A 14,194-nucleotide genomic window follows, 5' to 3' on the forward strand; every position below is an offset into this window, starting at 1 on the left:
CTTTTTCCCATCCCGATGTTGCTTTAATCCATTTTAGGCTGGTGAGTTTAACAGCGCCTTTTTCATTATAAAGAGTTGGTTCTATCCAATTGGCGTGATCCCAATCGGTTTTATCACCACCATCATTTACGACCAAATACAACTTTTTGGCTCCCGAAATATCAATATCAACTTTAGTACTTTGTCCTGGAGTCGCTTTAGTTATTAATCCGCTGTTCCAAATTGCTTTTTCCTCGGTTACCAAATGTTGATCTGCTGTGTTGAATACTGCTAAATATTTGGCTCCCGTTCCTGGTTCGTCAGCAATCCAAGCCGCTTTGTCTTTATCTGTAAAAAGAGGTTTATTATTAATGCTTTCATTAAGAACCTTTAGGACATTTTTATTCGTCAATAAGGAAAGTGTGAAAGGATCATTATCGGGGAGATTCCCTCCAAACATTAACGGAGATTTAAAAATTGTCCATAAGGTCATTAAAGTATATTGTTCGTCCTTAGTGAATGCGGTCATACGAGGATCACCTCTTTCTGCCCTGATTCCAATACGGCCAATAGGTAACATATCACCATCAGGATAGGCTCCAAAAGAACGCCATTTGTTCCAACGCGCAAATACTTCAAAATGGTCTTTTAATTGTTCCCAACTGTCCCAAAAGTCTCCAACAGTACGCCACATATTCGCATTCTTTTGAACGTGATCTGCATGTGCAACTGGCGTTTCTCCAGGAGAAGTACTCAATACAATTTTACGTCCTGTGCGATCAATTGCCTTACGAATCATATCAATTTCTCCCTCAAAATAAATTGGAGAAGAAAGATCGTCTATTTTAACAAAATCCAATCCCCAAGAAGCATACAGTTCAAAAAGCGAGTTGTAATACTCCTGAGCACCAGGCTTTTCCGGAACTATGGTGTACATATCTCGCAACCAACTGCATTGATCTTTATCTGAATAAATATCCTTTGCCGTTAGGTTTGTACCTTTTATAGGGATGTTTTGTTTTACAGCAATTACGGGTACTCCTCGCATAATGTGAATACCAAACTTCAATCCTTTTTTATGAAGGTAATCCGCCAATGGCTTAAATCCTTTTCCTCCCGCTGCCGAAGGAAACCGATTTACTGCCGGCATAAATCGCCCGTATTGATCGATAACATAATCAGGATCTTTTTCATTGTATCCGTGTGCTTTGTCGTTCCCAACGTACCATCTGATATCCACAATTATATAATCCCAACCGTAAGATTTTAGATACTTAGCCATATAATCCGCATTGACTTTTACCTCTGCTTCCGTGACGGTAGGTCCAAAGCAATCCCAACTGTTCCATCCCATAGGTGGAGTAGCTGCCCAACTATGGAATTCATTTTGCGTTTGGGCGTGAACACTGCATCCTATTATCGAAAAGAATAAAACGGAGAATATTGTTTTATGAAATTTATATGGACTCATTGGTATGTTTTTTTTATTCTAATGTTTTGAAATGCTTCAAAAGTAAATCTGTAATTTATCTCGAATGAATCTTATTGGAATTCACCAACAAAAGTGACAACCGACCTGGCTGGAATTTCCAAATTATCAATCTTCTGAATATCAGCTCTTTTCAAATTAGTGTTTTCGGAAGTAACATAAGGAATCACTTCATTGTTTTTAAGCGTTCCTTTTGTCAAATTGAATTTGTATTTCTGACCCGATTTTCCACAATTTACAGCAACAACAACCAGTTTTTTATTTTGAACATCTTTGTAGGCTGTAAGCATCACATCATTTGCTGCTCCCAGTTCATCTTGGTTAGGTACATCAATTCTTAGCATACCCGGACGTACAAACAATGAATAATTTCCCAAAGCCCAAAGCAATTTTGAATCATGGAATTCCCCATCATTTTTAACATAATCAGGTGCTGTTCCTCCTTTACTTTTTCCGTCATCCAGATAAATCAAACCATCTTTATAATCCACTCTGGTAAGCGATGTCCACCATTGCCATGAAGCCGCATTGGCAAGAGCAATATCATTGTGTATCAAACGAGCCACAAACAAAGCCGTTTGCATCCCCAAATCTCGTCCTCCACCAGAACCTCCAGGAATTTCAGCTTCTCCAGGATTTTCCAAAATGCAATATTCCGACTGCCAATATTTTAACCCCGGTTTTTGTTTTACATTAACATCAATCAATTTTCTGCTTAAAACCTGTCTGTCAACAGGCCAAGTTGTAAAATAACTGTGCCCCAAAATGACATTTTTTACATTCGGCAATTTTGAAATATTGGTTTTTGAATTACCAAAAAAGAAGTCAATCTGATTGTCACGATTTTCACCATTAACATTTTCATACAAATAGTTGATTTGTCCCGCTTCGGCTATGACAATTTCAGTGCTCATTTTTTGAGATTTCAGTTTATTCGAAAGTGCTTTGGTCAAATCGTAAATCTCCTGATTAGTGGCAGGCGTTCCCTCTTGACTATTTTTATCTCCGTTATTGGCCATCCACTCCCATTGCGGTTCGTTTATTGGACTTACATAATCGAATTTAATTCCTTCTTTTTTCTCCAATCCCTGAATACTTTGAACTAAGAAATCGGCAAATTTTGGAACTGCTCCTTCTTTCAGATTCAGTTTGTTTTTTTCAGTGGCAAAAGACAATCCGTTGTTGGTCATAAATACAGGCGGACTATTCGTGAAAATTAGATATTTTTCAACTCCTCGTTTTTTGGCAGCTTGTAAAAACCATCTTTGTCCTTCTTGTTTGGACCAATCGTAAGTTCCATCGGCATTCAAAAAACACTCGCTTCTTCTCCATTCATCCGAAACTTTACTGTTTTCGCCTTGTTCCATACTTCCTGCTCCAAGATTGAATCTCCAAATTGAAAGTCCAATCCCTTTTGGATTCCCTTGTGCATCGATTTCTTTGCTAAAAAGCAAATCGGCAATGGTATTCTTTTTTTGCTCAGGCCAATTTTTCCCAACAAACTGACATCTCCAGGCATCCGAACCTCCAAAACCTTCCATGGTTTGCATGACATTATCAGTGCTGATTGTCGCAATTCGCTGTGCAAAAGACAAGGAGCTCATTAACAATAAAAGCGAGACATATACTTTTTTCATTTTACTATATTCTATCTATTTTTTTTAAATGTTTCCAAATCAAAAAAATAGTATTTCGTTAAACTTCTTTTTAAAGAATCCCTTATTTGTAATTACCTATGTATGTTACAACTGACCTTGCTTCTATTTCGAAATTTGCGGCATCAACATCAGTTCCTTTTTTCAAACTTTTTGTATCTGAAGTTGTATATGGCGTCAATTTATTATTTGTCAAAGTTCCTCCTGAAAGATTCAATTTATATGTTCTTGCAGTTTTACTGAAGTTAACCGCAACAACCACTAATTTTTTATTCAATTCATCTTTGTATGCCGTTAACATGATATCGGTTGTAGCTGCCGAATTGTCTAAACCTGGTATTTGAACCCTTACCATTCCTGGTTTTACAAAGAATGAGAAGTTACCTAAAGCCCAAAGTGTTTTAGAATCTCTAACGTATCCATCATTTTTGCAATAATCAGCATTTCCTGCTCCGTTACTTGTTCCATTATCTACGTGAATCAAACCATCTTTATAGTCACCACGGCTAATTGCTGTCCACCATTGCCATGAAGTAACACCTCCGATAGCAATATCTGTACTAATAATACGAGCTGTCCAAAGGGCCAACTGCATACCTAAGTCTCTCCCTGAGCCTCCTCCTCCAGATAATTCAGAAATTCCAGGGCTTTCAAGAACACAATATTCAGAAGACCAAAGACTAAGACCTGGAGCTGTTAGTACTTTTGAAGCTGCTGCTTGTCTTGAAGAAATAAGTTCACTCAATGGCCAAGCCTGCCAATAACTGTGTCCTGATATTGTTTTCTTCACATTACTCAATCCGCCAATATTTTTGGTCGAATTTGGCCCAAAGAAATAATCTATCTGATTGGATCTGCTCGGCGTACTAGTCACTGTTTTATACAACGGTTCATAGGCTCCTGCTTCACCAACCACGATTTGGGAACTAAGCCCCTTTGACTGCAATTTTGGAGATAAAACATTCACAAAACTGTAAATATTGGCATTGGTTGCTGGCGAACCTTCTTGACCTGTCCCATCCCACTCATATTGTGGTTCGTTGAAAGGGCTGATGTAATCTATTGTCAGACCGTGTTCTGTTTTTAGTTTATCAATAGCATTCACCCAAAAATCAGCGAGGTCTGGCATTTTACCGTCTTTCAGATTGTAAAACTCTTTAATACTTGCGTGCGCTTTACCATTATTTGTTAAATAAACAGGTGCACTATTTGTGAAAGCCAATAATTTTTCAACTCCGCGTTCCTTAGCGGCTTTCATAAACCATACTTGTCCTGCTTGTTTACTCATATCATAAGTAACACCATCGGCAGTAAAACATTCTGTGCGTCTCCATTCGTCACCAATATCACTTGCTTCTCCTTGCTCTGTACTTCCGGCACCAAGATTGAAACGCCATAATGACAAACCAATCCCTTTCGGATTTCCATCAGCATCAACTTCTTTACTGAACAATAAATCTGCAATGTGGTTTCTTTTATCAGAGGGCCAATTTTTACCTATAAAATTACATTGCCAAGCATCTGATGCGCCGAAGCTTTCCATTGTCTGAAGATTCGCATCAAGATTTACATTCAAATCTTTTGCAGTAGAGACAACAGGCTTTGAATCATCAGTAGTATCAGATGAGCTACAGCTAATTATTAATGATGAGTTAATGAAAAGCAAACCTGAAAATAGCAGGCTTGCTTTATAGTTTTTAATAAAATTCATATTAATAACCAGTGTTTTGTGAAATTAAACCACCACCTAAATCTATTTCCAACTGAGGTATTGGCCACAATAAATTTTTTGCAGCGCTGAAATTAATCCCTTTATCCTGTGCTTCTTTCAAGTTGGTAGTTTCATAAGGATCTGTTGAACTTAAGTTGTATTTAACAAAACTTCCATTCGCTCCCATCAAAGATTCTATAACTGGTCTTCCTGTGCTTGGGTCTTTCTCACGACGAATATCAAATAAACGCAATCCTTCAAAAGCCAATTCCAAACGACGCTCTTTGTAAATTTGTCTCAATAGATTTGGACCAGCCATACCCACTTTTGGATCAAGTTGCACACGTGTTCTGATAATATTGATGTCTGCCAAAGCTCCTGGTGCATCACCCAATTGATAAGCGGCTTCAGCTCTTGTCAAATACATCTCAGCCAAACGAATCAAAGGCACATTCAATGGTAAGTGTCCGTCTTTTTTATCCAATGAACGACGAGTCTCTATAGGAATGTAGTATTTACGGCAGATACGTCCTGATTTATTATCGTTCAAGCTGAATTTATGAGTTGGGTTAAGGACCTCATCACCATAGGCAGCTTCACCCCATTTAGTGATTGTACTTCTGCGGCGTACCACATCACCTTCAGAAAGGTATGCATTCTCCAAGTCACTCGTTGGCATACACCATCCCCAACCGTCAATAACATCTTTAGCATCATTACTTGGGAAATTTTTCTTATCCTCGCCTCTTGCTCCTGCGAAAGTAGGCAACATAGATCCTAAACTCTTATCTTGTACAGAAGATGATTGAGCTTCCAAAATGGATTCTACACCATTATGGTTATTTACATTCCAGATATTCAAGAAATTTGCTTCAAGAGCATAAGGCCCTTCTGTAATAACTTTGTTTGAATATAATTTTGCTTCTGCCCATTTTTCTTGAAACAAAGACACACGAGCTAATAAAGCATAAGCGGCCCATTTGTTTACTCTTCCGTTTCTGTCCACTGCAATACCTTCTAATTTTGCTGCAGATTCCTTAAGATCGGCTTCAATTTGTGCATACACAGCAGTAACAGGACTGCGCTCCAATTTCAAATCGCCAGTTCCAAGGGAAGTTGTATATAATGGAACAGCTCCAAAGTTATTTACCAATTCATAGTAGCAATAGGCACGGATAAACAGTGATTCCCCTATATACTGATTTTTCTGTGTTTCAGAAAGCGGTGATAAAGCCATTTTCTCTAAACCAATATTAGCCGATTGGATTGTATAATAATGAGCGGTATAAATACTGTTCATAGATCCCATATTCTCAGGCGTAACAATGTACTGCGCACAAGGTCTGAAAGCCCCGCTGTCCTGTCCGGTATTACCCATCCAGGCATCGTCAGTCGCAGTTTCGTTTGTTAATCTTGGCGCCAGCAATGTGTACCAGTCGCTTGTTATCAACAATCTGCGTGTTAATCCATTTACATAGTTTTCACATTCTGTTGCTGTTTGAAAGTAGTTTTCTAAGGTTTGCTTTCCTCTTTGTTCTTTATCGATAAAATCTTCACAAGAAACTGCAAATACAGCAAAAGCTAGTACTGATAATATTATTTTTTTCATGTTCTTTTTTATTAAAATCCTACATTAAGCCCCATCAAGATTGTTGGCTGTACTGGATAGTTCCATCCTCCAAAACCTGCTCCTTTAACTCTGTCACCTTTTTCAGGATCTCCTCCTGCAACTTCAGGATCAACACCCGTATAATTAGTCCAGGTCCATAAATTTTGACCTGACAATGACAATCTTAGTTTATCCAATCCAAATTGATTAAGGAAAGTATATCCAATTTGAAGGTTTTTCATTCGAACAAATGAACCGTCTTCAACATACAAAGAAGAGAATTTGGTATAGTTTTCGTTATCGTCATTTTTAGACAAACGAGGAACATAATTAGAAGTTCCTTCTCCATGCCAAGCCATATCTTCAAGTCCGGAAACTTTGTTGGTTAAACTTGCACCATTATATAAATCAGAAATATTTTGATTTACAATGTCATTTCCGATACTTGAATAGAAGTTAGCAATCAAATCAAAACCTTTGTAAGCTAAATTCAAATTAAATCCCATAGTGAAATCTGCCCATGGAGAACCAATTTTTGTTCTGTCTTTGTCGTCTAATTTTCCATCTCCGTTTACATCTTTGAAACGAATATCACCCACTTGTGCATAAGGCTGTAATTTTGTTCCATGTTCATCAGTATGAGAATTCAATTCTGTTTGATTTTGGAACAAACCATCTGCTACATATCCATAAAAATATCCAGGTTCATCACCTTCAACAGTTAAAGTTCTGTTGCTTGATCCGTATAATTTTTCTCCATCAGCAGATAAAGAAATCATATCAACATTAACAGTCGTAAAAGTAAAATCAGCTCCATAAGAAAAATCACCTTTCTTGTCTTTATACGACAAAAGCAAATCAATACCATTGGATTTCATAGAACCCACGTTTGTCCACATAGTTGAATAAGATGGGAAACCACTATATGTTGGGAATTGTTTCAAGAACAACATATCTTTTGTAGTTTTTTCATAATATTCTAAAGTCCCTGAAATTTTATTTTTAAATAAACCAAAATCAAGTCCAAAGTTCATATCTTCAACAGTTTCCCATTTGATATCTTTGTTTGCCATAGAAGAAGGGTAAGAAGTATCTACAACTTCACCACCAATTACATAATAATCTTGTCCAATGTTTGATTGATAAACAGCGTCTGGTAAATTTTGATTACCTACTCTACCCCAACCAGCTTTCAATCTAAGATCGTTGATAACAGATTTTGTGTTTTCCATAAAACTTTCATTTGAAATTCTCCAGGAAGCAGAAACAGACGGGAAATTAGCCCATTTGTTATTAGCCATAAATTTTGAAGAACCGTCACGTCTGAAAGTACCTGTCAAATAATATTTGCTGTCGTAGTTATAAGAAAGACGTGAAAGATAGGATTCCAAAGAACTAGACCAGCTGTTACCACTACTATTACGGTTTTTAGTTGCAGCATTTAATTCTCTCATCGAATCAGAATTGTTTGGCACTCCTTCTCCATAACCCCAAACATCATTTCCATTATACTCTTCCATAGTAGCACCTACCATTAAAGATACATTATGTTTATCGGCAAATGTTTTGGTATAAGTAAGCGTATTTTGCCATGTCCAGTCTACATTAGTAGTGTTTTTTCTTTCAATACTATTGATTTCTGCTTTTTCGTGAGCGGCATCAATTACAAAATCAGGTTTAAAGATGCTTTGTGTTTTATCACCTACCTCAACAGACCCTTGTGTGCGGAAAATCAGCCCTTTAATAGGTTGATATTGCAAATAAGCATTGGTATTTAAATTATACTGATCGGTATAATCATCATATCTCGCTACTGCAGCAACAGGATTCCAAACATACGAAGGAGAACGCGCATAGACGCTATATTCATTCTCGGTTCCGTTCAATTGATCTGCAGGTTTATAAATTGGTGTAATTGGATCAATTTTATCAAAATCGGCCCAGTTTCCTGGTGAACCCCAAGTTTCATAACGAGGATTCAAAGTAATTCCCACAGAAACTTTATCAGAAAATTTGAAATCATTAGCAATTCTTGCTGTAATTCTTTCCCATCCTCCTACTCCGTAAAAAGAGTCCGATTTATAATAGTTTAAACTTGCTGCATAGGTATTTTTCTCAGAACCTCCAGTTACTCCAATAGAAGCATTAGCAACATAAGAAGCTCTATTAATTCCTGCTCCCCACCAATCGGTAGTTTTTCCTCTGTATTGCTCAGCATTTGGTAAATACTCTGAATATCCTGAATTAGTATATGCTTTGTTCATAATATTAGCATAGCTTTCAGCATCTGCCATATTATACGGATTATCCATCATTTGGAAACCATTGCTCAAATCGACATTGAATCTGGCTTTTCCTACTTTACCTCTTTTGGTAGTAATAAGGATAACCCCATTTGAAGCACGGGAACCATAAATTGCACTTGCAGAAGCATCTTTCAATACATCCATCGACTCAATTTCATTATTACTCAAAAAGTTAATACTTGTCCCCATCGGAACACCATCAACCACATAAAGAGGATCGGTACTAAGGTTTAGAGTCGAAATACCACGAATCAATACTCTTGGCTGCGCTCCTGGACCACCTTGTCCTGTTACCTGAACCCCGGAAACTTTCCCTTGTAACGATTCGGTAACGTTACCAACCGTCATTGTTTGAAGTTCTTTTCCTTTTATAGAAGATATTGAAGTTGTAACGTCTTTCTTTTTCATTGTTCCATATCCAACAACTACTACCTCTTCCAGATTTTGTCCTGCTTGTTCCAAGACAACATCAATTGTTGTTCTGTCTGCAACAGTTATGGTTTTGCTTGTAAAACCCATAAAAGAAAATTGAATCTGTGCGTCTTTATTTGGAACTACAATAGAATATTTACCATCAAAATCAGTTGATGTTGTACTTGCTGTACCTTTCACAGCAATATTCGCTCCAGGAACCGGCATAGAACCTTTGTCCTTAACAGTCCCTTTTACTGTTATCTGCGCAAATGCTGCACTACTGCACAACACGGCTATAAATAACCATATAAATCTATATTTCATATATGTAAATTTTATTTATTAAATGTAATAACAAGGTCTAACAACCTATTTTTTGGTTATAAAGGCTCTTTCTAACTCAGTATCAAGAATTACTTTATATACACCCGGAGCAGCTGGATATTTAGCATTACCGTTTTCACCTGGTGACATAGTTGCAATACCATTTTTGATCAATCTCCAAGATGGGCTCCACCATTGTCCAGTAAAAGTTCCTTCCATAGTTCCTGTAAGCGTATATTCTCCAACTAATTGATAAGGATTGTCCGGGTTATTTGCCAAGTGTAATCCTGTTTGAACCCATGCATTCCAAGTATCCCAGTTCGCATCTTTGATTCCGCCCCCGCAAATACTTACGAAAGGTTTTCTTAACGCTTCATCATCTGCCCATAATCCGTTTGCGATATCTGCCCAAACTTTGCTTGATGGAGTATATTTTGTAACAGAATAAACCAATGTGTTTGGATTTACTTTTATAATGTAATATCCTTTTGTCGGTAAAATAATTGGAGACGAAGTCACATCATCAGCCAAATTCCCTGAAGCAGTCAATCCAAAACAGTGCGGGGCAAAATCAGACTCTTGTCCTAAGAAATAGACTTCTTTATTATCTGTATCAGCATAATATTTGAATTCGAAATCTTGTCCGTTTTTATCATGGAAATACATTGGTACACCAACAGCATCTGTTGTAAGATTGGTGCCTTTTGGTTGATCACAAAGGTAAATTGCAGGATACTCATTGGTTGCCACTACATTAATATTTACTGCACCCGTATTTGGTATGGCAAATTTATCTTTTGCAGTAATAGTTAATACATAATTAGCGGCAGTTACCGGTAATGTATATGTTTTATTGAAAGTATAAGATTGAGGTGAATCTGTCAACTGAATTAAGTCATTGATACCAAGTGCAGCACATTGTACTTGAACAAAATCGATACCTGAATCATCATTCACAGTGAAATTAACTGTCATTTCGTTACTTGTTGACAACAAAATAACAGCGCCTTCTTTTGGAGTAACCATTGTTATAGCAGGAGCATCAAATTCTCCATCTAAACGTAAGTTGATATCCTGGTCAATTGCGTTACCAGAAACGTCAGTTACAGTCAACTTAATTTTAAAAGCCTCAGAAGTTCCTCTATCGGCAGGAATTTCAAAAGAATAGCTCAAATCATATGATGTGAGTAATGGATCCGTTGCAAAAGTAATTACTTTATCCAACGACAATTCTGGTATTTGAATCCTAACATTCTTTAATCCTAAGTCATCTGCCAAAGCAGCTTTAATTTCAAATTTTCTGTTTGGAGCTCCATAAATTTCTGTTGTACCAACAACAAGCGTTGGATCTTCCGAACTTGGAAAACCTGTTTCATTTTCTTGACATCCTATAAAAAGGGTAGCAAAAAAAGCAAGAAAAAATAAAAATTTAATTTTTTTCATTTCTTTAATTTTAAAGGTTATTTTTTTTTTTGGTTTTGAAAATATTGAAATTTATTCAATATCATTTAGTTTTTTTTAAAACTATTTAAACATAAACAAGACGATTGTTTTTGTCATATTTAATAAATAAAATAATTTATTAATGGGGTTCATAAGCTCTTTTACACTAAATGTTCCTCCATCTTTTGCAATAAATTACTGTAGTTAGAAAATGCTTTTTTGGTTTTTGTCATAAGATTTTTTTAAGTTAATTATTTAGATTGTGGTTATTTATAAGTGTTTATTATACGTTTTAAAATTTGATAAAAAAATTATTTGTCAGAGCTGTCAAAAATGAGTTTATAACAGGATTAAACAAATAATTCTTTTTATAATGTCATTCAAAATATCTTTATACAATCCTTCATTAAATTGATAATTATATAACGTTTTCGTAACTATAAGTGCAAAGTAATGGTTAGTTTGAAAGTTCCAGGAGGGGTAAAATGGAAAAAAAAGGAGGTCAAAATTGCAATTATTCATAATTACAGATCAAAATTTACTAACTATTAAAAAATAATGATCTTTTTTTCAACAATACATAATTATCAAATTAACTCGCGTTTTGAAGCTAAAACGATTGAAATTTTCAAAAGAATCACTCTTCGACTGCAAAAAATCAAATGAATCATTTAAAAATCCTCTCTTATTGATTTCCAAATGCACTCCCTTTAACAATAAATCATTTATATTATTAGCCCCAAACCACAATAACGCATCCTTTTTACTATAAAAACAAAAACAAACCTACCTACACAAATTAAATTACTGCAAATAGATTTGTTGTTATTGGATTTGTTGTTGTGTTTTAATAAATACTAGTAGCTCCCTCCTTGCCCTTCTCCTTCTGCTCTGTCAAAACTGATTTCAAAACTTCAGGATTCTTTATGGCGGCAGGATTAAATGATTGGCTGTTCATGTATTTCAAAATTGAAATCAACATCTGTTTTGCAACTGGGCGTTTATCTAAATCGGCGACCAAATCGAAAGATGCTATTACCAATTTTCCTGATCCTACCCTTCCTTCAAAAAGTGATGCCAGTTTTCGGTTATTGGCAAAATTATCGACCATTTCCACAATTGGATTTCCTCCTTCTATTCCGTCTGTAATAAGCGTTGTCGAATTCACATTCAAATCCCACCACTGCCAGTCGGTATTCATATCTGTCGGAAAATCAGCAAGTGCTTTGTGCAAAGGATTACAAAGCATCCCCATAGTTCCTGCCTGTTTAGGAAAATGTACCGGACTCCAGAATACAGGAACAAATTTTCCCTCGATACCTTTAATCTTTTTCCAATCTGGATTTAGCAATACTTTTTTACCGGCGCTAAGCAATTTGTAAGCTTCATCCAGATTTCGGGTATAAACCACTTGTCCGTAATCAATAGTTTGTTTTTGAGGATAAACCCAAATATGCCACTGGTTTTTATAATTCGTTCCTTTTAAATTTACACTAACTGTTAATTTGGTGGCTTTGGTTATTTTCTGAAGACTCCCATTTACATCTAATATTTTATGATTGTAACCAATAGAAACAACTGCTTTTGTACTGCCCGAAGCTACTACGGTATTACCGTCGTTAATGCTCCATTCTATTTCCTGATTATTTAAAACTACATCCGAATAATTGCTTATATCCAAAGAAGCCGTAAAAGATTCATCGTTTGTATAAGCTGCTTTAGAAAAACGCAGCAGAGGTACAACCGGAGCTGAAAACTGCCTGAAATCTTCGGCAGAAATTAATCCTTTACTATCCCAAAAAGCATCCAAAAGCCCGACTAATGCAGTTCCCTGCCCAGGAAAATCATGAAGATCCAATAATTGAAAACCGCTGATTCCTGCTGTTTTTAAAGCTCTTTCGATTTCTTCTTTGTACAGAATCACAGCCAATTTACCCGATGCTTTTGTATAATCTGCAGCTTTGTTTATTAAACCTTTACGTTCCAAATCTTCCTTAACCGATTTAAAATTGATGGGTTCCAAAACCCCTGTGTATTTAGAAATTTCATCTATTTTAGGATAAACGGCATACTGACCAATTTCATGCGTCACCAAAGGCACCGTCATACCTTCAACGGAAGCCACATAATCTTTGTTGAAAGTTGGCGATTCACTGTTAAAAACACCTTGTCCGCGAACCCAGCCTTTTTTAGTCCATTGCGTAATAAAGAAATCATCTTCGGGTTCTGGCCAGTCGCCATGCCCTTTTTCGAAAGTAAACGAAGTTGTCGTGTAAAGATGTCTGTCATCTTTGGCTCTTAAACTGTTCATCAATTTTGTCAAAACAGTCATGTCGCCCTGCAGTTCATTCCCCATCGACCACATACAGAAAGATGGATGATTTCCATACTCATTAATCATTCGCTGTGCTTCGGCATATAAAAAGTCGGTAGTTTTTTGATCTTGGCCAATTTTAAGACTCCAAACCGGCAATTCCACCTGAAGGTAAAAACCCATTTCGTCTGCCACTTCAAACGCTGCCTGAGGAGGACACCAGGAGTGAAAACGCAAGTGATTCAATCCCCAGTCTTTTGCAGTTCCAAAAACTTTTCTCCAGCCTTCTTTGTCCATTGGCGGATGCCCGGTAAGCGGAAAAATATCACATTCTAATGTTCCTCTCAAAAATACCGGCTGATCATTAATCGTTAGTACAGAACCTTTTCTGGAAAAACTTCTCATTCCAAAATCTACAGAAGCTTCAGAATTATTTTTTCCAGCCTTTAATTCAGCTTTCAGTTCATACAATTCAGGGGAAAACTCACTCCAAAGCTTTATGTCTTTCCCCATATTATAATCCGCTTCAACAATTGACTCTCCCGCTTTTATCTGAATTTCTTTTTGAAGCACTGCTGCTGAAATCTTAGTTTTTTTATTTACTGCCGTAATACTTAAAATTCCTTTCGTGTTTTTTACACTGTTGTTAAGCGTCACTTTCACTTTAGCAGTTCCTGTACTGATTTCCGGTTTTACCTGAAGATTAGCAATTCGAACCGAATAAAAAGCTTCGATTTCCATTTTGCCAATAATTCCATTCCAGATAATCTGAGTTTCATTAGTATAAGCATGCGCCATATTATCAACACTGATATCAAACAGTTTACGGTTATCCACACGAATGGTTATACGATGTGTTTTTCCGGCAGTAAGATATTTTGTAAGGTCAAAATAATGCGGTGCTATCAGGCTGTTTTGTTCTGCCGGAAGTTCATTCCCGTCAATCCAAA

At 36.5% G+C, this 14,194-nt stretch carries 7 protein-coding genes; all 7 read right to left on the reverse strand.

Annotation, left to right across the window (positions count from 1 at the left end; translation table 11 throughout):
- The coding region (locus VFS71_RS01480; RefSeq protein ID WP_326398916.1) for an NPCBM/NEW2 domain-containing protein at positions 1 to 1,450 on the reverse strand (1,450 nt) is incomplete at its 3' end.
- Between the two features lie 71 nt (positions 1,451 to 1,521).
- On the reverse strand, positions 1,522 to 3,105 hold the full coding sequence (locus VFS71_RS01485; protein WP_326398917.1) for a glycoside hydrolase: 1,584 nt from the start codon (positions 3,103 to 3,105) through the stop codon (positions 1,522 to 1,524).
- An 82-nt stretch (positions 3,106 to 3,187) separates the two neighbouring features.
- Positions 3,188 to 4,834 (reverse strand): glycoside hydrolase, encoded by a 1,647-nt coding sequence (locus tag VFS71_RS01490; protein ID WP_326398919.1) that lies wholly within the window; start codon positions 4,832 to 4,834, stop codon positions 3,188 to 3,190.
- Between the two features lies 1 nt (position 4,835).
- Positions 4,836 to 6,443 carry a RagB/SusD family nutrient uptake outer membrane protein gene (locus VFS71_RS01495; RefSeq protein ID WP_326398921.1) on the reverse strand — a complete coding sequence of 536 codons (1,608 nt, stop codon included), beginning with the start codon at positions 6,441 to 6,443 and terminating at the stop codon, positions 4,836 to 4,838.
- A gap of 11 nt (positions 6,444 to 6,454) precedes the next feature.
- Positions 6,455 to 9,487 (reverse strand): TonB-dependent receptor, encoded by a 3,033-nt coding sequence (locus VFS71_RS01500; protein ID WP_326398923.1) that lies wholly within the window; start codon positions 9,485 to 9,487, stop codon positions 6,455 to 6,457.
- A 45-nt stretch (positions 9,488 to 9,532) separates the two neighbouring features.
- Positions 9,533 to 10,930 (reverse strand): hypothetical protein, encoded by a 1,398-nt coding sequence (locus VFS71_RS01505; protein WP_326398925.1) that lies wholly within the window; start codon positions 10,928 to 10,930, stop codon positions 9,533 to 9,535.
- An 847-nt stretch (positions 10,931 to 11,777) separates the two neighbouring features.
- Positions 11,778 to 14,194: glycoside hydrolase family 2 TIM barrel-domain containing protein (locus VFS71_RS01510; RefSeq protein WP_326398926.1), on the reverse strand; the 2,417-nt coding region annotated here is incomplete at its 5' end.

The sequence above is a fragment of the Flavobacterium sp. genome (assembly GCF_035760125.1).
In the GTDB taxonomy this organism is placed as follows: Bacteria; Bacteroidota; Bacteroidia; order Flavobacteriales; family Flavobacteriaceae; genus Flavobacterium.